The sequence below is a fragment of the Methylobacterium sp. 092160098-2 genome, assembly GCF_028920805.1.
In the GTDB taxonomy this organism is placed as follows: Bacteria; Pseudomonadota; Alphaproteobacteria; order Rhizobiales; family Beijerinckiaceae; genus Methylobacterium; species Methylobacterium fujisawaense.
In genome coordinates, this window is record NZ_JAQPZJ010000001.1 from 736571 (window position 1) to 759389 (window position 22819).

At 70.8% G+C, this 22819-nt stretch carries 21 protein-coding genes; 11 read left to right on the forward strand and 10 right to left on the reverse strand.

Annotated features, from left to right (window positions below):
- Positions 1-8 precede the first annotated feature (8 nt).
- From PQI07_RS03300 to PQI07_RS03330, 7 genes are all read left to right on the forward strand, one after another.
- Positions 9-2204: a GumC family protein gene (locus PQI07_RS03300; RefSeq protein WP_274926035.1), complete on the forward strand. Its 2196-nt coding sequence runs from the start codon at positions 9-11 to the stop codon at positions 2202-2204.
- Positions 2201-3427 carry a glycosyltransferase family 4 protein gene (locus tag PQI07_RS03305; RefSeq protein ID WP_274926036.1) on the forward strand — a complete coding sequence of 409 codons (1227 nt, stop codon included), beginning with the start codon at positions 2201-2203 and terminating at the stop codon, positions 3425-3427. The genes PQI07_RS03300 and PQI07_RS03305 overlap by 4 nt, the downstream gene beginning before the upstream one ends.
- 46 nt (positions 3428-3473) lie before the next feature.
- Positions 3474-4610: a glycosyltransferase family 4 protein gene (locus PQI07_RS03310; RefSeq protein ID WP_274926037.1), complete on the forward strand. Its 1137-nt coding sequence runs from the start codon at positions 3474-3476 to the stop codon at positions 4608-4610.
- Positions 4591-5847 (forward strand): glycosyltransferase family 4 protein, encoded by a 1257-nt coding sequence (locus PQI07_RS03315; RefSeq protein WP_274926038.1) that lies wholly within the window; start codon positions 4591-4593, stop codon positions 5845-5847. The genes PQI07_RS03310 and PQI07_RS03315 overlap by 20 nt, the downstream gene beginning before the upstream one ends.
- A gap of 110 nt (positions 5848-5957) precedes the next feature.
- The gene (locus PQI07_RS03320; protein ID WP_043382296.1) at positions 5958-7181 is read left to right on the forward strand and encodes a glycosyltransferase family 4 protein; all 1224 of its coding nucleotides are present in this window, start codon (positions 5958-5960) and stop codon (positions 7179-7181) included.
- A complete protein-coding gene (locus PQI07_RS03325) occupies positions 7178-8689 on the forward strand; it encodes a lipopolysaccharide biosynthesis protein (RefSeq protein WP_274926040.1) in 1512 nt (503 codons plus the stop codon). The genes PQI07_RS03320 and PQI07_RS03325 overlap by 4 nt, the downstream gene beginning before the upstream one ends.
- Positions 8690-8808: 119 nt before the next feature.
- Entirely contained in the window at positions 8809-10047 is a 1239-nt protein-coding gene (locus PQI07_RS03330) for an O-antigen ligase family protein (protein WP_274926041.1), read from the forward strand.
- A 45-nt stretch (positions 10048-10092) separates the two neighbouring features.
- Here the strand turns inward: PQI07_RS03330 and PQI07_RS03335 are convergent, their stop codons facing one another.
- The 8 genes from PQI07_RS03335 to mdcA form a co-directional block, all read right to left on the reverse strand.
- The gene (locus tag PQI07_RS03335; protein ID WP_274926042.1) at positions 10093-11574 is read right to left on the reverse strand and encodes an aldehyde dehydrogenase; all 1482 of its coding nucleotides are present in this window, start codon (positions 11572-11574) and stop codon (positions 10093-10095) included.
- 69 nt (positions 11575-11643) lie between these two features.
- Positions 11644-12627, reverse strand: a complete 984-nt coding sequence (gene gmd / locus PQI07_RS03340; protein WP_043350641.1) for a GDP-mannose 4,6-dehydratase — start codon at positions 12625-12627, stop codon at positions 11644-11646.
- 176 nt (positions 12628-12803) lie between these two features.
- Complete coding sequence (locus PQI07_RS03345) at positions 12804-13730, reverse strand: acyltransferase domain-containing protein (protein ID WP_274926043.1); 927 nt, start codon at positions 13728-13730, stop codon at positions 12804-12806.
- Positions 13727-14386 (reverse strand): malonate decarboxylase holo-[acyl-carrier-protein] synthase, encoded by a 660-nt coding sequence (gene mdcG, locus PQI07_RS03350; protein ID WP_274926044.1) that lies wholly within the window; start codon positions 14384-14386, stop codon positions 13727-13729. Before mdcG ends, PQI07_RS03345 begins: the two co-directional genes overlap by 4 nt.
- Entirely contained in the window at positions 14379-15095 is a 717-nt protein-coding gene (gene mdcE / locus PQI07_RS03355; protein WP_274926045.1) for a biotin-independent malonate decarboxylase subunit gamma, read from the reverse strand. The genes mdcG and mdcE overlap by 8 nt, the downstream gene beginning before the upstream one ends.
- A complete protein-coding gene (locus tag PQI07_RS03360) occupies positions 15082-16011 on the reverse strand; it encodes a biotin-independent malonate decarboxylase subunit beta (RefSeq protein ID WP_274926046.1) in 930 nt (309 codons plus the stop codon). The genes mdcE and PQI07_RS03360 overlap by 14 nt, the downstream gene beginning before the upstream one ends.
- Before the next feature lie 2 nt (positions 16012-16013).
- A complete protein-coding gene (gene mdcC, locus PQI07_RS03365; protein WP_043380229.1) occupies positions 16014-16322 on the reverse strand; it encodes a malonate decarboxylase acyl carrier protein in 309 nt (102 codons plus the stop codon).
- 39 nt (positions 16323-16361) lie between these two features.
- The gene (mdcA, locus tag PQI07_RS03370; protein ID WP_075381533.1) at positions 16362-18008 is read right to left on the reverse strand and encodes a malonate decarboxylase subunit alpha; all 1647 of its coding nucleotides are present in this window, start codon (positions 18006-18008) and stop codon (positions 16362-16364) included.
- A gap of 227 nt (positions 18009-18235) precedes the next feature.
- Here mdcA and madL point away from each other — a divergent pair, with 227 nt between their 5' ends.
- The 3 genes from madL (at position 18236) to PQI07_RS03385 (ending at position 20268) form a co-directional block, all read left to right on the forward strand.
- Positions 18236-18694 carry a malonate transporter subunit MadL gene (gene madL, locus PQI07_RS03375; protein ID WP_043755057.1) on the forward strand — a complete coding sequence of 153 codons (459 nt, stop codon included), beginning with the start codon at positions 18236-18238 and terminating at the stop codon, positions 18692-18694.
- Between the two features lie 17 nt (positions 18695-18711).
- Entirely contained in the window at positions 18712-19476 is a 765-nt protein-coding gene (madM, locus tag PQI07_RS03380; RefSeq protein WP_043760600.1) for a malonate transporter subunit MadM, read from the forward strand.
- A 123-nt stretch (positions 19477-19599) separates the two neighbouring features.
- A complete protein-coding gene (locus PQI07_RS03385; RefSeq protein WP_043380236.1) occupies positions 19600-20268 on the forward strand; it encodes a GntR family transcriptional regulator in 669 nt (222 codons plus the stop codon).
- A 323-nt stretch (positions 20269-20591) separates the two neighbouring features.
- Here PQI07_RS03385 and PQI07_RS03390 read toward each other — a convergent pair whose 3' ends face one another.
- Together PQI07_RS03390 and PQI07_RS03395 are read right to left on the reverse strand one after the other, a co-directional pair.
- A complete protein-coding gene (locus tag PQI07_RS03390; RefSeq protein WP_043345206.1) occupies positions 20592-20963 on the reverse strand; it encodes a cell division protein ZapA in 372 nt (123 codons plus the stop codon).
- A gap of 41 nt (positions 20964-21004) precedes the next feature.
- Positions 21005-21289 (reverse strand): DUF4164 family protein, encoded by a 285-nt coding sequence (locus PQI07_RS03395; protein ID WP_043380241.1) that lies wholly within the window; start codon positions 21287-21289, stop codon positions 21005-21007.
- A 450-nt stretch (positions 21290-21739) separates the two neighbouring features.
- Between PQI07_RS03395 and gap the strand changes: the two genes are divergently transcribed.
- Positions 21740-22744, forward strand: coding sequence for a type I glyceraldehyde-3-phosphate dehydrogenase (gene gap, locus PQI07_RS03400; RefSeq protein WP_043345211.1), 1005 nt, complete (start codon positions 21740-21742; stop codon positions 22742-22744).
- The last annotated feature ends 75 nt before the right edge of the window (positions 22745-22819 follow it).

Below are 22819 nucleotides of genomic sequence, written 5' to 3' on the forward strand. Positions count from 1 at the left end.
CGCGCCGCATGTCCTTCCTGACTGTCGATCTGGCCGACCGGGCGCCGGTCCGCGCCCTCCCCCAGGAGCCGGTGCGCGGCGGCCCGCTGGCCGCCGCCCTCTCCCGGATCTGGCATCGCCGCTACCTGTTCGCAGCGGTGTTCGTCGGGATCCTCGGCCTCGCCGTAACCGCCCTGCTGATGATCCAGCCGCAATACGTGGCGAGCGGCTCGGTGATCGTCGCCGAAGCGGAGCCCGGGGCGAACAACGCCTCCATGGCCTGGATCCAGAAGATTGGCGATCCGGCCGATATCGAGAGCCAGATCCTGGTGATCCGCTCGCCCCGGCTGCTGCGTCTCGCGATCGACGACGGCCTGATCGCGGCCGTCATGGCCGAGTGCCGCTCTGCGGCGACCCGCGGGCATCCCGACGAGATCAGCGCCAAGAAGGAAGCGGCCTGTACGAAGCTCACGACGGATCGCAACGCTCTCGTGGAGTATCTTCAGAAACGCTACACGGTCCTGAGTTCGGGCCGCTCGCGCATTATCACCATCGGTTACAAGTCGCCGCTGCCCGAGACGGCGCAGACGATGGCCAACGGCCTGATCAACGCCTTCCTGGAGGATCAGCGCGAGACGCAGGCCTCGAGCCGGAAGGCGGCCGCCGACTGGCTGCATGCCGAGATCAGCCAGCTCGATGCATCGATCCGCGCGGACGAGACCCGGATCCAGACCTTCCGCCGTCGCAAGGGCCTGCTGAAGGGCTCGACGGCCCCGATCAGCGCCGAGCGACTGACCAGCATCAGCCAGCAGCTTGCCGCTGCGGAGACGGCCAAGGCGGATGCCGCCGCGCGTCTCAGCGAGATCGAGAACAAGGGCGCTCGCGGCGCCGACAGTGCCCCGGCGGTGCTGGCCAGTCAGACCGTCGTATCACTGAAGCAGCAACTCAGCGGCGTCAGCGCGCAGCTTGCCAACCAGAGCACGCTGCTCGGGGCGAGCCACCCGGTCATCCGGGCGCTCGAGACCGAGCAGGCGAGCCTGCGCACGCGGATCGAGCAGGAGGTCGGCAACGTGGCGAAGGGCTTGCGCAAGTCCTACGAGGCGTCGAACGCCCTCGCCAAGTCGCTGCGCGCCCAGCTCGAAACCGCCAAGACCGACGCCGCCGCCGCCATGGATGACGAGGCCTCGATCGAGGGCATGGTCCGCAACGCGGAGATCAAGCGCACCCGCTACGCCGATCTGGTGAAGCGGGCGGGCGAGCTGGAGACCGAGCGGCGCATCCTCACCGGCAGCACGCGGCTGGTCAGCCTCGCCGAGCTGCCCCAGGAGCCGTTCTCGCCGAAGGCCGTGCCGTTCCTGGCGGGCGGCTTCGTGCTCGCGGGCGTCCTCGCCGCCGCTGCCGCGCTGCTGCGCGACTACACCGACCGACGGGTGCGCAGCTCCGCGCAGCTCATGGCCGGCACCGGCGCCCCGGTCTTCGCGCAGCTGCCCAGCCTGGAGCCAGCCGGGCTGGTGGGACGCTTCTCCGAGCGTCAGCGGGCGCTCGAACTCCCGGAGGCCCTGGCGCGGGCGCGGGTCGATCCGGTGATGCAGAACGTCCTGCGCAACCTGCACGCCCATCTCGTCCTCGCAGGCTCCGGCAAGTCCCGCGTCATCCTGGTGACCTCGGCGAAGCCGCGCGAGGGCAAGTCGTTCACGGCCTTCGCGCTGGCCGGGATCGGCGCCGCCGGCGGGCGACGGGTCCTCGTCGTCGAGTGCGACCTGCGGCGCCCGAATTTCGAGGCGTCGCTCGGGCTCGGCCGCGGGCCGGGCCTCGGCGGCGTGCTCCGCGGCGAGATCGACCCGGCCGAGGCCGTGGTCCCGGCCGGGCGCTTCGACGTCATCCCGGCGGGGACGCCGACGGCCGACTCAACCGAGCTTCTGATGAGCGACCGGATGGCGGGCTTTCTCGACTGGAGCCGCCGCTACGACCTTGTCCTTCTCGATACGCCGCCCACCAGCCTTCTGATGGACGCGCCGACGCTCGCCCGCCACGTCGACGGCGTGCTCTGCTGCGCCCGCTACGGCCGCTCGCAGCTCTCCGACACCGTCGAGACCGTGGCGAACCTGCGCCGCGCCGGCGGACACGTGCTCGGAATCGCGATGACGATGGTCCGGCCGGGCACTCAGCCGACCTACGATGTCATGCCCCTGCCCGATCCACGCACGGCCGCGGGCGCCCGATGACAGACGTCCTTCCCGCCGCGACGCTTCCGGAGCGTGGCTCCATCGACCGGGTTTTGGCCGCCCGGTCCGGGATCGCCGCGCGTCCCAGCGTTCTGTTCGTCAGCCACACCGGCACGATGTCGGGAGCGGAACTGGTGCTCCGCGACGCCGTCCAGCCATGGGCGGGTTCGACCGCCTTCCTGTTCGAGGACGGCGCCCTCACCGACGCCCTGCGCGGGCAGGGTCTGGAGATCCGTCTTGCACGGCGTCGGACCTCCCTGGCGGCTCTCCGGCGGGATGCCTCGCCCCTGAGCGCCCTTCCGGTGCTGGGCCGGCTCGGCGCCCTGGCCCTGGAGATCGCGCGGGCGGCGCGCGCCTGCGACGTCGTCTACGCGAATTCGCAGAAGGCTTTCCTGCTGTCTGCCTTCGCCGCGCGCTGCGTCGGACGCCCCCTGGTCTGGCACCTGCACGACATCCTCGACAGCGCGCATTTCGGGCGGGCCCAGCGCATCGCCCAGGTGTGCCTCGCCAATCTCTGCGCGACCCGGGTGATCGTGCCGTCCGAAGCCGCAGCGCGGGCCTTCGTTCAGGGCGGGGGACGTCGATCCCTGATCCGTATCGTGCCGAACGGCCTCGACCTCGACCGCGACCCCCGGCCCGCCGCGGCGCTGCGCGCGGAACTCGGCCTGCCGGCGGGTCCGCTCGTGGGCGTGTTCAGCCGCATCGCGCCCTGGAAGGGACAGGACGTGCTGATCGAGGCGCTCGCGCGCCTGCCCGGCTTCCACTGCATCGTGGTGGGGGCGCCGCTCTTCGGCGAGGATGCCTACGCGGCGCATCTGAGGGACCTTGTGGCCAAGTACCGGCTGTCGGACCGGATCACGTTCCTCGGCCAGCGCGACGACGTCCCCCGACTGATGCAGGCGGTCGACGTGGTCGTGCACCCCTCGGTCGATCCGGAACCGTTCGGCCGCACCCTCGTCGAGGCGATGCGCGTCGGCGTGCCGGTGGTCGCCACGGATGCGGGTGCCTCTGCGGAGATTCTCGACGGCGGCGCGGCCGGAACGCTGGTGCCGCCACGGCGACCGGACCGTTTGGCGGCCGCCCTGTCGGAGCTGCTCGACAATCCCGACGCCTTCGCGCCGCGAACCGATCTCGCCCGGGAACGGGCACTGTCCCGCTACGGAGCGGACCGGATGCAGCGCGCGCTCGCCGACATCATCCTCCAGGTCGCCGGCCGCGCCTGACAGGCCGGCAATCCCTCCCCTCTCGCCCGGAGCCGTCAGAACCGCAATGCCGCGCGTCCTCGTCAACATGCCGAGCCAGCATGCCGGTCGGCCGTCGGGCGTCGCCCTCGTCGCCTTCCGGGTGATCGCCGGCCTGATCGCGCGCGGCACCTTCACGGTGGTGCTCCGCTCTCCCTGGCGCCGCGACCAGCTGCCGGCGGCGATCCGCGACCGTGTCGAGGTCGTGACGGTGCCGCGGCCGCGGATCATGCTGCTCGACGTCCTGCGCCAGAGCCTCGTGGTCCCGCGGCTGTGCCGGGCCCTGGACATCGACGTGGTGCTGAACGCCGACCCCTACGGTGCGGCCTTCGGCGGTCGCGCGCGGGTGAGCGTCGTGCACGATCTCTATTTCCGCACGCTGCCCGAGCGCATCCGCTCCCGCGAGGCCCTGACCACCGATCCGATCTTCCGGCTGGTGCTGGGCAACAGCGCACGGGTGATCACCGTGTCCGAGGCGACCCGGCGCGATCTGGAGCACCATTATCCCCGGCTTCGCGGACGGGCGCAGACCGTGCCCTCCGCGGCGTTGCTGGATCCCACGCGCGACGGGCCCCGGGCCGGAATCCCGGCCGGGCCCTTCGTGCTGGCGGTCGGCAACGCCCTGTACAACAAGAACTTCGCGACCCTCGCCCGCGCCGTGGTCGGGCTCGGCCGGCCGGGGATCGGGATCGTGCACGTGGGCGAGGATCCCGACGAGGCGATCGCCGCCTCGCTCGGCGGCGCCCCGGTGCCGCTGACGCGCCTGTCGCGGATCGACGACGACCAGCTGGCGGGCCTCTACCGCGCGGCCTTGTGCCTGTGTGTCCCGTCCTTCGCCGAGGGGTTCTGCCTGCCCGTGCTGGAGGCGCAGGCCCTCGACTGCCCGGTTCTCTGCTCGGACCGCTCCGCGACGCCCGAGATCGCCGGAGCCGGTGCCCTGACCTTCGATCCCGCCGACGCTGCGGCGCTGACCATGGGCCTGCGCCGCCTGCTCGACGAGCCGGGGCTCCGGGCCACGCTGATCGGGCGCGGCCGCGACAATGTCCGTCGCTACGACTGGGCCGAAACCGCCCGCCGCTACGAGGGCCTGCTGCTCGACGCGCTCCGGGACGGCGCTCCGGCGCGCCCCGCTCGGGAGGTGCCGCATGCGCATCCTGCACCTTAGCTCGCTCTATCCGCCCGAGCAGGTCGGGGGCGCCGAACTGATGGTCGAGACACTCGCCCGGACCCAGGCGGGCCTCGGCCATGACGTTGCCGTCGTCTGCGCGGCACGGGCGCAGGGCGAGCCGGTCCTTCAGGACGGCGTCACCGTCTATCGGACCGGGCACGGAACGCCCTTCCACATCCTCGACTGGCCTGAACGCGGGCGGCTCGACCGCCTTCGCTACAAGCTCGCCGCGCAGTGGAACCGACCCACGCTCGACCGGATGGCGGCGGCGGTCCGGGATTTCGAACCCGATCTCGTGAACACGCACTCGATCTCCGAGCTGCCGCCGGCGCTCTGGCCGATGCTTCGGCAGCTCGGACTGCCGATCGTGCACACGCTCCACGACTTCACCAGTCTCTGCACCAACGGCGCGATGGTGCGGGACGGCCGGCCTTGTGACGGTCAGCATCTCAAATGCCGCCTCTACGGTGGGATCCACCGGCGCTGTCAGCGCGCCGTGACGGCTCTGGCCGCCGTGGGCTCAGACATCCTCGAGCGTCATCTCGATGCCGGCTTCTTCAACGACGTGCCGCCGGCGCTTCGCCGGGTGATCTGGAATCCGATCCCGCCCGGCCTGCCGCCGGCACGGCGTCCGCGGGTTCCGGGGGCGCCGGTTCGGTTCGGCTATCTGGGTCGGATCGAGGCCGCCAAAGGCTTCGACACGCTCCTCGAAGCCTGCCGGAGCCTGCCGCGGGCAGGCTGGAGCCTCTCCGTTGCCGGCCGCGCCGTGGACGGGCTCGACCGCTACCGCGCCCGGGCCGAGGGCCTGCCCGCGACCTTCCTGGGCTACGCGGAGCGCGACGCCTTCCTGGATGGCATCGACTGCCTCGTCGTCCCCCCGATCTGGCCCGAACCCTTCGGCCGGACGGTGGCGGAAGCCTACGGGCGCGGCGTCCCGGTGATCGGAACCGCAAGCGGCGGCATCGGCGAGCAGGTCGGACCGGGGCCGTGGCTGGTGCCACCGGGCGATGCCCCGGCACTCGCCGCCGCGATGGCCCGGATCGTCGCGGAGCCCGCCCGCCTCGCAGAGGGGCTCGCCCGCGCCGCCCGCATCCGCGCCGGCACCGACCCGGTCGTCGTCGCGGCCGCCTATCTCGACCTCTACGCCGCGACCCGCGACGCGGCCCGCCCCGAACTGCCTCTCGAGCTTTCCGCGCGCGCGGAGCGCCCGCACCTCAGCGAGTGCCGTCCATGATGACCCCGACCCTGCCCTCGACCTATGCCCGGATCCTCACCGAGGAGCCGCGCTCCCAGGGCCAGGACCGGCCGAGCGATCAGGGCGCCGCACGCGCGGTGACCGGCCCCTTGCGGATCCTGCACCTCAGTGCCCTCTATCCGCCCTACATCGTGGGCGGCGCCGAGCGCTCGGTGGAGCACCTCGCCGAGGAACTGGTCGCCGCCGGCCACACGGTGGCAGCGGCCTGCATCGCCCGGGAGCCGGAGCCCAAGAGCGTACGCGGCGGCGTCACCGTCTACCGCATGGCGCACCACAACGATTTCTGGCTGGAGGACTGGCCCAAGGCGACCCGGTTCGGCCGCGCCTGGGCCAAGCTCAAGCAGCAATGGAATTTCGCCGTCGCGGCCGAGTTCGGCCGCGTCCTCGACGATTTCCGGCCCGACATCGTCAACACGCACTCGCTGCTCGACGTCTCGACCCTGGTCTGGCGCGAGGCGGCCAAGCGCGGGATCCCGATCGTCCACACGGTCTGCGAGTACGACCTGATCTGCGGCAACGCCGCCATGTTCCGGGACGGCAAGCCGTGCGACCGCTGGCATCTGGGATGCAAGGTCGTGAACGCCGCCAAGCAGATCACCAACCGGTCTGTGGACGCGGTCGTCTCCGTCGGCACCGAGATCCTCAAGACCCATGTCGATCACGGCCTGTTCGCGCATCTCGCGCCCGAGCGGCGCCGGGTGATCTTCTATTCCTGCACGGTCCCGGATGGGGATCCCGCGGCGCGGCGGCAGATCGACCGGACGGACCGGCCGATGACCTTCGGCTATCTCGGTCGGATCAACACCGAGAAGGGGGTCGGCACGATGATCGACGCCTTCCGCCGGATCGGCCCCGGCGACTGGCGCTGCCTCGTCGCCGGCCAGGCGATGGACGACTCCATCGCGCGTTTCACCGCGCAGGCCGAGGGCCTCCCCATCGAGTTCGTCGGATGGGCCAAGCCCGCCGACTTCCTCAGCGCCATCGACGTGCTCATCGTGCCCTCGTTCTGGGCCGAGCCTTCGCCGCGGACGATCTACGAGGCCTACACGATGGGCGTTCCGGTGATCGGCGCAGCCTCGGGCGGGATCCCCGAGCTGGTTGGTGAGGACAACGCCGAATGGCTGTTCACGCCGGGCGACGATGCCGATCTCGCGGCGCGGCTACGAAGCGTGATCGCCCGGGGGCGCAAAGACCTCCCGGACGAGCGCGCCTTCCAGCACGTGATCCGCGAGTCGACGTCCGAGCGCGTCGCCGAGAAGTATCTCGACCTCTATGCCGAACTCGTCGCCGAGCGCCGGGCGACCCGCCCGTGAGCGCCGCCGCGCCGGTGCTTTCGGAAGCCGCCGCTGCCGAAGAGGAGCCTGGGCTCGCCTCCGGCGCGGAGGTGACGCGCCGCTCGTTCGACGCCGCGCGCTGGGTGGCGGTCGCGTCCGTCGGCAACGTCGTCCTGAGCTTCGGGGTGTTCCTCGTGCTCGCCCGGCTGATCGGACCCGCCGAGTTCGGGATGGTGGCGATCGCCGCCGTCTTCATCGACATCCTGCAGATCGTCGCCCGCTGCGGCCTGCCCGACGCGGTCGTCCAGCGGGCAGACCTCGACGAGGACTTCGCCGCCACCGCCTTCTGGGTCATGCTCGCCACCGGCGCCCTCTGTGCCGTGGGGCTGGTCGCATTGTCCGGGCCGATCGCCTGGATCTTCGAGCTTCCGGCGCTGCAACCGGTCCTGTGCGCGCTGTCCGCCTGTTTCGTCATCACGGCCGCGGGCGCGATCCACGAGGCGCGGCTCCAGCGAAGCTTCGGCTTCCGCAAGCTCGCCCTGCGGGCGCTGGGCGCCAACATCCTCGGCGGCGCCGTCGCCCTCGTGCTGGCCCTCGACGGCTACGGTGTCTGGAGCCTCGTGGTTCAGCGCCTCGTCGCCGCGACGGCGACCACGCTCCTCACCTGGGTCGCGGCCCGCTGGATTCCGCCGCTGCGGCTGCACCTTGCCTCCGTGCGCGAGCAGATCGCGTTCGGCTCGCGGCTGTTCTGCACCTACCTGCTGCTCGTCGCCTCGATCCGGAGCCAGGAGGTGATCGCCGCCTATTTCCTGTCCGCGGCCGATGTCGGCTACCTGCGCCTCGCGTGGCGCTGCATCGACCTCGTGAGCCAAGTGGCGGTCATCCCGCTGACCACGGTCGGATTGACCACCTACGCGCGCCTGCAGGATCGGCCGGGCGAGCTGGCGACGGCCTTCTATGGCTTCACCGAGGCCTCGTCCTTCCTGGCGGTGCCCGCCTTCTTCGGCATGGCGGCCGTGGCCCCGACCCTCATCCCCTTCCTGTTCGGCGATCAGTGGCACGACGCGGCGCCGGTGCTCCGGATGCTGGCGTTCCTGGCCCCCGAATTCGTCGCCACCTCGATGCTGTGGATGATCTTCACGGCGCTGGGGCGGAACGGCATGGCCCTGCGGCTCGCGGGTGCGCAGTTCGGCCTCGGCGCCGTGGCGGCCGTCGTGACCGCGCCCTTCGGCCTCGCGGCCCTCGTCGCCGGGCACGTGGTGCGGGCCTACCTGTTCTCGCCCGCGATCGTCGCCAGTGCCGGGCGCATCGTCCCGGTGACGAATGGGCGCCTCGTCCGGATCCTGACGCCGATCACGCTCTGTGCCGGCGCGATGGCCGGGCTCGTGTTGCTCGTCCAGAGCCCGCTCGACGCCGCCCTCGGGGATCGGGTCGGCCTCTTCGCGGCAATCGGCACCGGAATCGTGGCCTATCTGGGTCTCGCCTGGTTCCTCATGCGGGACACGCTCCGCACGGCGCTCGGCTTCTTTCTGCGTCGCGCCGCCTGATCTGCACCCTCCGCCAACCTTTCTGGACGACATTGTCCGCCGAAGGTCGCGGCCGGCGGAGACGGCTCATCGGCGGCGGGTGCGCGTTCAGACGGTGCGGGACCATGACGGGACAGGCGGTGCCCATCGGAACAGGTGCGCCGGCCGCGTCCCTGCTGGCGGATCGCGTCGCGGTGTTCCTACTCGGCGCGGCCCTGAACTTCAACGTGTTGACCTCGACTTTCGGGCTGCCGTTTCAGCGCCTGTCCGACCTTCTCCCGTTTTTGCTCATCCCCTGGCTCGGGCTGCGCCGCGCCGTCATCGCGGAAGCTTTACGTCAGGCCGCGCCGCTCGCCGGCATCCTGGCGCTCGTCGCGGCCTCGCTGGTGCTGAAGGCGCACAAGCAGGCCGGCGACGTCTACCTGACCCTCGTCCTCCTGCTCTACGTGGTCCAGGCGTTCATCCTGCTGGTCATGTTCCGCGACCGGCGCGTCGAGGACGCGTTCTGCGTCGGCCTGCTCGCCGGCCTGCTCGCCTCCCTCGCCGTGCTGCTGCTCGCCGCTTCGGGCCTGCAGCTCGAAAAGTTCGGGCTCGCGGTCCCCACGGACGGGCTCGACGAGGAATTGAAGCTGTTCGTGCAGGACAAGCAGGGTGGCCTCTGGGCCTCGGGAAACGAGACCGGCCATGTCTTCGCCCTGGGCGGGGCGGCGGCCCTGGTGCTCAGCCTGCGCTATCGCCTGAAGGCGATCTATCTCGCCTATTTCGCGGCCCTGCTGGCGAGCTTCCCCTTCACCAACAACCGCGCCGGCCTGTTCATGCCGCTGCTGTTCCTCGGCCTGCTGATGCGGCGGAACCTCAAGGCGCCCGCCGTGCTGGCCGTGTTCGGTGTGCTCGGTCTTCTGCTCGTGGCCTGGGCGGTGACGGGGGAGATCCCTCTGCCGGGAACCCTGTCCCAGGCGATCGAGCGGCGCTTTGCCGAGGATCGCAACGTCACGGGCAATTTCGACGAGCGGTTCCTGTCGGGCGTGACCGCGCTCCAGCTCGTCGTTGAATACCCGTTCGGCGTCGGCGAGGTCGCCAGGCGGGAGGAACTTCAGGCGCTGACCGGCCTCGTGACGCCGCATAACGGCTTCGTCTCGCTGGCGCTTCAGAGCGGCATCGCGGTGGCGCTGCTGCTCCTCTCCGGCCTGGGCCGGATCCTGCTGGCGCCCGCCGCCTTCGGGCCGTTTCTGACCTACAGCGCCCTGTTCCTCATCCCGTCGCTGATGTTCGAGGAGCTGTCGGTCAACCAGTATTTCCTCTTCTTCATGGGCTTCATCCTGGCATCCCTCGCCCTGCCGCCCGACCGCGCGACATCCGCGACCGGCCAGCGACCCTGAGGGCCGGCCGCGCCGCCGCGATCTGCGACGGCGCGGCCGCTGCCATCACCGCATGACGAAGGGGTTCTCCGGCGCGTCGCGGCTGGTCGAGATCCAGACGCTCTTGGTCTCCAGGAACTCGCGGATCGACTCGATGCCGCTCTCGCGGCCGATGCCGGAGCGCTTCATGCCGCCGAACGGCATCATGTAGCTCACCGCCCGGTAGGTGTTCACCCAGACGGTGCCGGCCCGCAGCCCCTTCGACATCCGCATCGCGCGGCCGATATCCTGCGTCCAAACGCCGGCGGCGAGCCCGTAGATCACGTCGTTGCCGAGCCGGAGCGCCTCGGCCTCGTCCTCGAAGCCGATGATCGACAGGACCGGGCCGAACACCTCCTCCTGGGCGATGCGCATGTCGTTGGTGACGCCGGTGAAAATCGTCGGCTCGACGAACTGGCCGCCGAGCACGCCGGGACCGGAGGCGGGATTGCCGCCGAAGACGCAGCGGGCCCCTTCGCTCTTGGCCAGCGCGATGTAGTCGAGCACCTTCGTGTATTGCGGCGGCGTGGTGATCGGCCCGATATTGGTGTCCGCCTGCATCGGGTCGCCGAGCTTGGCGGTTCGGGCGAGTTCGATCAGTCGGTCGGTGAATTCCTGGCGGATGCTGTTCTGAACCAGCAGGCGCGAGCCGGCGATGCAGGTCTGCCCGGTGGCCGCGAAGATGCCCGAGATCGCGCCCGCGGCGGCGGCCTTCAGGTCGGCATCGGCGAAGACGATGTTGGGCGACTTGCCGCCGAGTTCCAGGGAGACGCGCTTGATCTGGCGCGCGGCCGCTTCGTAGACCTTCGCGCCGGTCACGTCAGAGCCCGTGAAAGTGATCTTGGCAACGTCCGGATGCTCGACGATCGCGCTGCCGGCCTCGCCGCCGAAGCCGGTGATGACGTTGAACATCCCGTCGGGCAGGCCGGCCTCCTTGGTGAGCCGGGCGAATTCCAGCGTGCTGGCTGAGGCGAACTCGGAGGGCTTCACCACGACCGCGCAGGCGGCCGCGAGCGCGGGCGCGCATTTCCAGGCCACGAACAGGAGCGGCGAGTTCCACGCCGTCAGCGCCCCGACCACGCCCACCGGCTCGTGCCGGGTGAACGCGAAGGTCTCGGGCTTGTCGATCGGCACCTGGGCGCCCTCGACCTTGTCGGCCAGCCCCGCATAGTACCACCACCATTCCGGCTGGTAGCGGGTCTGGCCGTACATCTCGGCGAACAGCTTGCCGTTGTCGCGGACCTCGACCTCGGCGAGAGCCTTCGCTTCGCGCTCCACGAGGTCGCCGATCCGGCGCAGCACCTTGCCGCGCGCGGTGGCCGTCATGGTGGCCCAGGGGCCCTCCCACATGGCGCGCTTGGCGGCGGCCACTGCCCGGTCGACATCGGCCCGCCCGGCACGCGGGATCCGGGCCCAGGGCTCACCACGATAGGGATCGATGGACTCGAACCACGAGCCCTCGACCGGATCGACGAATTGCCCGTCGATGTAGAGCTGGTAGGTCTTCACGGCGCGCTCCTCCGACTGCGGATGCGCGCCATATGGATCCGGGGCCCGCCTCCGGCGAGCCCGGCCGTCTCAGGCGTTGGCGCTGAGGCGCTTGATGTCGGCGTCGACCATCTCGGTGATCAGGGCCTCCAGGCTGGTCTCGGCCTCCCAGCCGAAGGTCGCCTTCGCCTTGGCGGGGTTGCCGAGCAACACCTCCACCTCCGCGGGCCGGAACAGCGCCGGGTCGATGACAAGGTGGTCGTCCATGGTCAGGCCGACATGCTTGAACGCGATCGCGCACATGTCCCGCACCGTCGTGGTCCGGCCGGTGGCGATCACGTAATCGTCCGGGCGGTCCTGCTGCAGCATCAGCCACATCGCCTGCACGTAGTCGCGGGCGTGACCCCAGTCGCGCTTGGCGTCGATGTTGCCGAGCCGCAGCTCCTTCTGCGTGCCGAGCTTGATCCGCGCCACCGCGTCCGTGACCTTGCGGGTCACGAACTCGACCCCGCGCAGCGGGCTCTCGTGGTTGAACAGGATCCCGTTCGAGGCGTGCAGCCCGAAGCTCTCGCGGTAGTTGATGGTCATCCAGTGGGCGTAGAGCTTGGCCACACCGTAGGGCGAGCGCGGGTAGAACGGCGTCGACTCGCTCTGCTTGGCCTCCTGGATCAGGCCGAACATCTCCGAGGTCGAGGCCTGGTAGTAGCGCGCCTGGGGGGCGACCGAGCGCAGGCATTCCAGCATGTGCGCGGCGCCGAGGCCGGTCACCTGCCCGGTGAGAAGCGGCTGCTGCCACGACGAGGTCACGAAGGACTGGGCGGCGAGGTTATAGATCTCGTCGGGCTTGGCGGCCTGGACGATGCGCATCAGCGCCGAGAGGTCGAGCAGGTTGCCGTCGACCAGCTCGACATCGTCGAGGATGCCGAGCCACTTCAACCGGTGGTCGAACACGCCGGCATGACTGGAACGCCGCACGATGCCGGTGACGGCGTAGCCCTTCTGCAGCAGCAGCTGTGCCAGATACGCGCCGTCCTGGCCCGTCACACCCGTGATCAGCGCTCGCTTGGCCGTCATGAACCCGTCCCGTCCCGAAGATGCCCGGCTGCTACGACCGCAACGGGCCGCGCGTCAAGGCGAGGTGTCGACATCAGTATTGTGCCAGGCGAGCGGGGCCGGACTGGCCCATCACCAGACTAGCGTCGCAGAGGCACGGCCAACCGCAATGGATGTGCGGCATATGTGCGGCGTGACTAAGGTCGCGCGAGCCAGTCCGTCACACCGCTGAGCGAGCGGAATTCCTCGACGGCGTGGACGCGTGCCGCCGGGAGGGCGGCCCGGGCCATCGTGGCGAGGGCATGCCCCGGTCCGAGTTCGAGCACGCGGTCCGCGCCGTACTCGCGACACGCCTCAAGGCAGGCGGCCCAGTCGATCGTGCGCGAGATCTGAAGCGCCAGCTTCTCGCGACCGTCCGCGTCGCGAAACACCGCGCTCCCGTCCAGCCCGCTGACCAGGCGCGGCGCGCGGGCCGGCGGACGGCGCGGCGACACCGCGGCGAGCGCGTCCCGGAAGGCCACCGTTGCGGCATCCAGCAGGGGCGTATGCGACGGCGTGTGGACGGGCAGGACCACGGCCCGCTGCGCGCCCGAGCCGGTCGCATCCCGGCACAGCGCCGCCAGCGCCTCGCGCGGACCGCCGACGACGCCGCTGTCGGCCGCGTTGCGGATGGCGATGTGGCAACCGTGGCGTGCCGCAAGATCCGCGAGCGCGTCGAGGCTCAGACCGCGGATCCCCGCCAGCCCGAACCCCGCGCCGGAAGCGGCATCCATGGCCTCCGCGCGTCGCGCAGCGAGAGCGAGCACGTCCGCGTGGTCGAGGCGTCCGGCGACGCCCCAGGCCGCGAGATCGCCGATGCTGTAGCCGGCCACGATCGAGCGGTCCGATGCCGCCCCGGCCAGCGCCCGCCACGCCGTCAGGGCGGCGACGCAGCACAGGATCTGACCGGTCCGATTCGCCTGCAGGTTGTCGCCGCCCGCGCGGGCCAAGTCGCGCGGATCGGTGCCGCCGAGAAGCGGTCTGGCGGAAGCGAACACGTCCTGCGCGGCCGGATGATCGGCCGTGAGGTCGAACATGGCCGGGTGCTGGCCGCCCTGCCCGGAGAGGAGGATCGCGAGGGTCATGCCGGGCCGGGGCCGCGCAGGCCCGCGACCGCCTGCAGGGCCAGACGGCCCAGGCTCTTGGCGAGCACCGAACCGTCTTCAGGCGCGTCGCGCAGCTCGCGCCAGTGCAGACCGGCGCCGTCCGGCAGCAGGATCTCCCCATCGATGCCCATCGGTGCCGTCTCAGCCACGGCGGCGATACCGTCGAGAAGACCGACCGGCACCGGAACTCGGCACGGCCAGAGCAGGTCGAGGTCGGAGGCGGCGCTCAGGTAGGTGAGGCCCGTGACAGCCTGCCAGAGGAGGCTGCCGAAGGGGCGCGGCACCAGGCCGTGCCGTCGGCCGAGCGCCGTGAGGGCGTCGACGGCCGGACCCCAGCACGCCGGGGCGTGGGCGGTGGCCTCGGTGAGGCTCACCGCCGGTACGGGCGACAGCGCGGATGCCGGCAGGGCAAGCCCGATCCGCCGCTTACCGTCCGCGGGCGGCAGCGGCAGGCCGAGCGGCACCGCGTCGCCGGTCTCCCCGGGAACACGGCGGCGGACGATCAAGGGCCGGCCCGCCGCGGCCCAGCCCTCCAGATGGGGGACGGCGCAGAGATCGGGCCGGTCCGCGCGCCACGCCGCCCAGGCCGCCGGATCGACGCGGACGAGGTCGTGGCGTCGGAAGGGCTCAGCCAAGGCGCGCCTGATCGGCGACGGCCGCCGCGACGGTGTGGGCGACCGGGCGGCCGCCCCGCTCGGCGCCCAGCCGGTCGCGGACGTCCTCCGCCTCCATCGTGTCGATCACCGCGCGGATCTGGCCGCCAAGGGGCCGGTCCGGGTCCAGAACGACGTGAACGGCACCGGCCGCCACCATGTTGTCGAGGCCGGGGGCGAAGACGGGGGTCGACTTGGCCATCTCCTCAAGGGTGTCGAGGGGCAGCTTGGTCACCCGGGCGACGGACGGCAGATCCATGACGCTGGGATTGGCCCCGGGCAGTGCCGCCAGGACCCGCGTCGCGAGGGCCGTGGCGATGAAGGCGCCGGCGGCCGAGTGGCCGTAGATCAGCCCGATCGTCGGATGGCCCGACCGATCCGCCAGGAGCAGCGCCTTGGCGAGATGGGCGAGGCATTCGTTGAGACCCAAAAGCTCGTCACGGCGGCTCATGCGTTGGCTGTCGGAATCCACCGCCACCAGGATCGGCGCGCGGTCGCCGGTGCGCACGGCATTGAGCACGGCGCGCGACAGGACGAGCGCCCCGTCGACGCCGAGGGGCGTGTCGCCGTCGATGCCCACCACGTGCATCGGGCCGTCCCCGAACGGACCGGTGCCGGTCACGAGGCCCTCGCGCACCGCGACCGCGTGGCCCTGCGGGAAGAGGGAGGCGAGGATCTCAGCGAGCGTCATGGTCGGCCTCCGGGCTCCGCGCCACGGTCTCCGCGAAGGCGTCCGTATCCATCGCCGGCACGGATTCTGGATCGTTCACGCCCAGGCGGGCCCAGACATCCGTGGCGTCGCGGCAATCGCCGAACCGGTCGATCCGGGTTTCCAGGCGGGCCTGCTCGGCCTCAAGGGTGTCCAGGTCGAAGGCCGGCGCGCGGCCGACGAGATCGCGGGCGGCCTTGCGGAAGGCCGAGACGGTGTCGGCGCAGAAGGCGTCGGCACCCCCGATCAGGCGGCGGTGCTTGCCGCCCATGGTGCGCCAGACTAGCGCCCGGTCGCGGGAATCGAATTCCTCCGCGCCCTTGTTGGTCTCGATGACCTCGGGGCCGGACACCGAGATGCGGCCGCCCTCCGAGACCGCGAGCCGCGAGCAGGTGCCGGCGATCAGGCCGCCGCCGCCGTAGCAGCCGGCCCGGCCGCCGATCAGCCCGATCACCGGGATGCCTGCGGCGCGCACATCGACGATGGCCCGCATGGCCTCGGCGATGGCCGTCTCGCCGGCATTAGCCTCCTGCAGGCGGACGCCGCCGGTGTCGAACAGGATCAGCACCGCCTTCGGCTTCAGCGCCAGGGCCGCCCGGAGCAGGCCGACCAGCTTGCCCCCATGCACCTCGCCGAAGGCCCCGCCCATGAAGCGGCCCTCCTGGGCGGCGATCAGGACCGGTTCGCCGTCGAGGCGCGCGCGGCCGACCACGATGCCGTCGTCGAAGGCGCGCGGCAGGTCGAACAGCGGCAGGTGCGGGCTCATGCGCCGCTCCGTCGGCGGCAGGAACTCGCGGAAGCTTCCCGGATCGGTGAGCGCCAGCACCCTCTGGCGGGCGGTGGCCTCGTACCAGCTCAGGGCGTCCGGATCGATGCTCGCGGCGCGGTCGCCAGCCATGGTCAGGCCTCCATCAGCCGCGCGCCCTGGAGCAGGCGCAGCGACACGGTGTCGGGGCGGGCACCGCCGTCGTTGATGCTGATGCGCAGGCCCCCGGGCTGCGCCCGGGCGACGAAATCGGCCACCACCGCCTCCCAGACGTCGCCGTAGCCGGCGATCGGGGTCTCGACGGCCACCTCGCAGGCATCCGGCGGCAGGACGCGCTCCAGCAGAATCTCCAGGTTGCCGGACGCCACGACGCCGGTGATCGCGCTCGGCACCGAGCCGGGCAGCGGCTTCTTCGTGGTGTGGCGGAAGGTCAGAGATTCCATGGCCGGCTCCTTGCCAGAGGACCCTTCATCGCGCGCCGCTCACCAGTTCCGGAACCGGGCCGGCGGCTCGTAGAGCCCGCCGGACCAATGCACGAGATCCTTGATCGACTTCGCGGCGAGCAGCGCCCGGTCGGCGTCCAGGGGCTCGATGCCGAGATCCTCGGGGCGACGGATGACACCCCGGGCGCGGAGCGCCTCCACCTTCGCCCGGTCCCGGCCGCGACCGACCTCGGTGTAGCCGGCGACGCCCCGGATCGCCTGCTCGCGCTCGTCCGCGTCCCGGCAGAGCAGGAGGTTCGCGATACCCTCCTCGGTGACGATGTGGGTCACGTCGTCGGCGTAGATCATGACCGGCGCCAGTTCGAGGCCGATTTTCTTCGCCAGTTCGAGGGCGTCGAGCTTCTCCACGAAGGTCGGGACCAGCTTGTCGCCGAAGGTCTCCACCAGCTGCACCACGAGTTTGCGCCCGCGCATCAGCGCCGGGTCGCCGACGATCTGGCCCTCACGGCCGGCCTTCATCCAGGCATCGGAGGGATGGCGCCGGCCATGCGGGTCCGAGCCCATGTTGGGGGCGCCCCCGAAACCCGCCACCCGGGACTGCGTGACGGTCGAGGAATGGCCCATCAGGTCGATCTGGAGCGTCGCCCCGATGAACATGTCGCAGGCGTAGAGACCGGCGGTCTGACAGAAGGCCCGGTTCGAGCGCAGACTTCCATCCGCGCCGGTGAAGAAGATGTCGGGCCGCTCACGGATGTAGCGGTCCATCCCGACCTCGGAGCCGAAGCAGTGGACCTGCTTGACCCAGCCGGATTCGATCGCCGGGATGAGGGTCGGGTGCGGGTTGAGCGCCCAGTGGGTGGCGATCTTGCCTTTCAGGCCGAGCTTCTCGCCGTAGGTCGGCAGCAGCAGCTCGATCGCCGCGGTCCCGAAACCGATTCCGTGGTTCAGCCGGCGGATGCCGTACTCGGCGTAGATCCCCTTGATCGCCATCATGGCGATTAGGATCTGGGTCTCGGTCATCGCCGCCGGATCGCGGGTGAAGAGCGGCTCGACGTAGAACGGCGTGTCGGCCTCGACCACGAAGTCCACCCGGTCGCCCGGGATGTCGACCCGCGGCACCGTGTCGACGATCTCGTTGACCTGCGCGACCACGACGCCGTTCTTGAAGGCGGTCGCCTCCACGACGGTCGGCGTGTCCTCGGTGTTCGGCCCCGTATACAGGTTGCCGTTCCGGTCGGCCGAAACGCCGGCGATCAGCGCCACGTTGGGCGTCAGATCGACGAAGTAGCGGGCGAACAGCTCCAGGTAGGTGTGGACCGCGCCGAGCTCGATCTGGCCGCCGTAGAGCATCTTGGCGATGCGGGCGCCCTGCGGACCGGAATACGAGTAGTCGAGCCGCTTCGCGATCCCGGTCTCGAACACGTCGAGGTGCTCGGGCAGCACGATCCCCGACTGGACCATGTGCAGGTCGTGGATCTTGTCGGGATCGCAGGCGCTCAGGCCGCGGGCGAGGCAGTCGGCCTGCTTCTGATTATCGCCCTCGAGACAGACACGGTCGCCGGGCCGCAGGATCGACTCCAGCAGGTCGACCACGGCCCCGGCCGGCACGACCTTGCCGTCCGCGTGGGCGCGCCCCGCCGCGATGCGCGCGTCCCGCGCCCGCCTCTCACCGCGCCACTCGCCCATCCGCGTGCTCCAACCGGTGTACCAAATGATATCTAGCGGTTGTTCCGGTATTTTCAAACCCGGCGCAATCACAGTTTCGTATACGGGATTGCGTGCGTGTGAACATATTGCATACTTCGCGCAACGGCCCCCGAGGCCGATCCGGGAAGGGAACGCGCCATGTTGCACGCGTCCACACGGCTGTCGGATGCGGCCGGAAGCGCCGCTCCAGTGAACGGGCAACGCCGATGATCGTCCTCGGTGTCGCCCTGCTCGCCGCCGCCACGCTGATCGGCGTGTATCTCGGCGACCTTCTTGGCCTCGCTCTCGGCGTCAAGGCGAATGTCGGCGGCGTCGGCATCGCCATGATCCTGCTCATCGCCGCGCGCCTGTGGCTGTCGCACCGGGGTCGCCTGACCAAAGGGGTCCAGTTCGGCGTCGAATTCTGGGCGGGGATGTACATCCCGATCGTGGTCGCCATGGCGGCCCAGCAGAACGTCGTGGCGGCCGTGAGCGGCGGTCCGATCGTGCTGATCGCGGCGACAGGCTCCCTGGTCCTGTGCTTCGGCGCCGTCGCCCTGCTCAGCCGGATCGGACGGCGCGATCCCGGCAGCGACGCCGTGGAGCATGGCGGCTCCGTGATCGGCGGCGACGCCGAGCCCGAAGCGGTGGCGCCGGCCGCCGCGCCCGGCGCCAGGAAGGGGTGAACGCCATGGGACACGACATCTGGCACGGCATCGAGCACGTCTTCGTCGAGCAGAGCCTCGTGGCCGCCTTCGCGGTGGTCGGCGCGCTGATCCTCGTCTCGAACTACGCCGCCAAGCGCCTCACCAAGGGCCGCGTCCACGGCTCCGCGATCGCGATCGTGCTGGGGCTGGCGCTCGCCTATCTCGGCGGGCTCTACACGGGCGGGAAGAAGGGCCTCGCCGACATCCCGGCGCTTGCCGGGATCGGCCTGATGGGCGGGGCGATGCTGCGCGACTTCGCCATCGTCGCCACCGCCTTCGAGGTGGACGTGATCGAGGCGCGGCGTGCGGGCCTGCTGGGCGTCCTGGCCCTCGCCCTCGGGACGATCCTGCCGTTCATCGTCGGCACCCTGACCGCCGTGGCCTTCGGCTATCACGACGCGGTCTCGATCACGACGATCGGCGCGGGGGCGATCACCTACATCGTCGGGCCCGTCACCGGCGCGGCGATCGGCGCGGATTCCACCGTGATGGCGCTGTCCATCGCGACCGGGGTGACCAAGGCGGTCATGGTCATGGTCGGGACGCCCCTGGTGGCCCGGTTGATCGGCCTCGACAACCCGCGCTCCGCGATGGCGTATGGTGGCCTGATGGGCACGGTCAGCGGGGTCGCGGGCGGCCTCGCGGCGACCGATCCGAAGCTCGTCCCCTACGGCGCGCTGACGGCGACGTTCCACACCGGAATCGGCTGCCTCGTCGGCCCCTCGATCCTGTTCCTGACGGTGCGGGCCCTGGTCGGCTGAAGCGGCTTCGTTCCGGCGCGTCCGGTCGCGATGCGGATTCGCCCGTGCGGATTAGGGTATGGTTCCGCATCGTCTTCCCGAAGACTGGCAGGCGCCGCTCATGGGATGATTGAGGAACGGCGGATGCACGGCGACTTTCAGAAGATCGACAGCGGGCTGCTCTCGGACCGGATCCGCGACGCGCTCACCGACGCCATCGCGTCAGGGACTATCGCGGCCGGCACGGCCCTCGACGAGCAGAACCTGGCCGATCGCTACGGCGCGTCGCGCACGCCCGTCCGGGAGGCGCTGCGCCAGCTCGCGGCCTCGGGGCTCGTGGAGATCCGGCCCCGCCGGGGCGTCGTGGTGGTGCGCCTCACGCCGCAGCGGATCGCCGACATGTTCGAGACGACCGCCGAGATCGAGGCGATGTGCGCCCGGCTCGCCACCTACCGGATGACGCCCCTGGAGCGCGGGGAGCTCATGGAGCTTCACGAGGAATCCGCCAAGGCGGTCGAGGCGGGCGACGTCGACGCCTACGACCGGTTCAACCGCGCCTTCCACGAGGCGCTCTACACGGCGACCCACAACGGCTTCATGGCCGAGCAGGCCCTGGCGATCCGCGAGCGCCTCGCCGCGTTCCGGCGCACGCAGCTCCGCCACGCCGACCGGATCCGCCGTTCGCGGGAGGAACACGGCGAGATCCTGGCGGCGATCGCCGAAGGGGACGGCGAGACGGCCGCCCGGCGAATGCGCGCGCACATGCTCCGGGCGGCGGCGGCGCTGGGGCGCTACATCGCCGAGACGGAATGAGGTTTTCGGCGGCGATGATCGGTCCGGCGCGGCAACCCGGCCCCGGACGGTCTCACGGTTGCGCGAAGACCAGTCCGACCACGAACCGAAAGGGCCTCGAACGGTCGATCAGCACCGGCAGCCGGTGACGGTCGTGTTCAAGGGGACCGGCGTCGTGCCCGCATCCACGTCAGTCCAGAGGGGGTGAGGCTTCCCGGCAATCCCGCCGCTGTCGGCGCCGCCGGGGTCGGATTGCGGTCCGCGAATGGCTCGCGCGCGGCGTCGGAATGCGAACCGGTTCGACAGTGCAGGCGTCCGGCTCCTTTTCGTTCACGTGGTGTCGTTCACGTGCGCGGACTCACCCCGCCGAGCGCGTCGGCGAGCTTTCCGATATGCTCGGCCGCCCGCCCGATTCCGACGGCCGCCCGCTCGGCATCCTCCGCTCGCCCACGCTCGGCAGCCTCGGCAGCGGCGCGCAGCGCCGCGACGTCGGTCTCTAGGGTCGCGTACCGCATGCGCAGCTCCGCGAGCTCGTCGACGATGGTCAACGCCGCCATGACCTGAAGGCGCATGTCCCCGATCTCGCCGAAGCTCTTGCGCATCTCGCCGATGCGCCCATCGAGGGTGGCGGCGAGGCCGGTGAGATGCGCCTCCTCCCCCTCCCCGCAGGCCATGCGGTAAGAGCGGCCATCAATGGTCACGTTGATCTGCGGCAAAGGCGGCTCCGCTGTGCGCTCGACAGGCGTAGGCGTGGGGATCAGGCGCGCCCGAGCACATCCTGGACGGTCTCGATCGCCCGGTCGAGCCGATGCCCGACCTCCCCCGTGGTCGCCGAGACGGTGGCGAGACGGGCGCTCGCAGCGTCGAGAGCCGCGGCGAGGCGGGCCCGATCCTCGTCCATCAGCGCGAGTTCCGCATCCCGGTCGTCGGGCTGCGCGGCCACCTCAAGGCGGCGCTGGACGACGGCATCCAGGCGGTTGATGGCCGCCTCGAGGCGGCGGAGGGCGTCGTCGATGGAACGGAGCTCGGTCTCGTCGGCCATGGTTCTGTGTCTACCTCGACAGCAAGCTTTCCGTCGAATGCAGCCGAAATTCCAGGGGGAAATGGCCTTCGATCCCCGATCCGGGTGAACTCCGAATGGATCGTGCCGATCCCTGTTTATTGGACGGTGGATCGAAGGTCTTTGTCACGGCGACGCGTTTGACAGGTCGAGGCTCCATGCTAGACAGCCGCGCGATCCCGAGAGGGACCGCGCGAGACATGCCGGAGGGCCGGTCCGCGACAGTTCCGAGGCCTCAGCCGGCACCGTCCGATCCGACGGTCACGCGCGTGGAAGCCCGGCCTCTCCCGGTCCGGTTCATCGCAGGTTCAAACCCGCCCGCACAGATCCCGCCCGGCCCGGCCCGGACGGTATGGCGGGCCGCCGAGACCGCTCCGCGGACCATCCCCCAGGTCCGGCGCGCGGCGAGCCGCATCAGGAAGGAGTCACGCCGTGACGAAGGTTGCCATCAACGGGTTCGGACGCATCGGCCGCAACGTCCTGCGCGCGATCGCGGAGGCCGGCCGCAGCGACATCGAGGTCGTGGCGATCAACGATCTCGGCCCGGTGGAGACCAACGCCCACCTGCTCCGCTACGACTCAGTGCACGGCCGCTTCCCCGGCGAGGTCGCCGTGGACGGCGAGTTCCTGGTGGTGAACGGCAAGCGCATCAAGGTCACGGCCGTGCGCAACCCGGCCGAGCTGCCGCACCGCGACCTCGGCGTCGACATCGCGCTGGAATGCACCGGCATCTTCACCTCGAAGGACAAGGCGAAGGCCCATCTCGACGCCGGCGCCAAGCGCGTCCTCGTCTCGGCCCCGGCCGACGGCGCCGACCTGACGGTGGTCTACGGCGTCAACCACGACAAGCTCACGGGCGAGCACCACGTCGTGTCGAACGCCTCCTGCACCACCAACTGCCTGGCGCCGGTCGCCCAGGTGCTGGACGCCGCGGTCGGCATCGAGCGCGGCTTCATGACCACGATCCACTCCTACACCAACGACCAGCCCTCGCTGGACCAGATGCACAAGGATCTCTACCGGGCCCGCGCCGCGGCGCTCTCGATGATCCCGACCTCGACCGGCGCCGCGAAGGCCGTCGGCCTCGTGCTGCCGGAGCTGAAGGGCAAGCTCGACGGGACCGCGATCCGCGTGCCGACCCCGAACGTCTCGGCGGTGGACCTCGTCTTCACGGCCAAGCGCGCGACGACGGTCCAGGAGATCAACGACGCCATCAAGGCCGCCGCAGCCGGCCCGCTCAAGGGCGTGCTGGGCGTCACCGACCGGCCGAACGTCTCGATCGACTTCAACCACGATCCCCATTCCTCGACCTTCCACCTCGACCAGACCAAGGTGATGGACGGCGTGCTGGTGCGCATCCTGACCTGGTACGACAACGAGTGGGGCTTCTCGAACCGCATGGCCGACACCGCCGTGGCGATGGCCAAGCTCATCTGAGCCGGACTGCAGCGGTCGCCGCCTCCTGAGAGGTCGGCGGCCGCACCACTCTTCGGACGGCCTTTCTTCGAACCA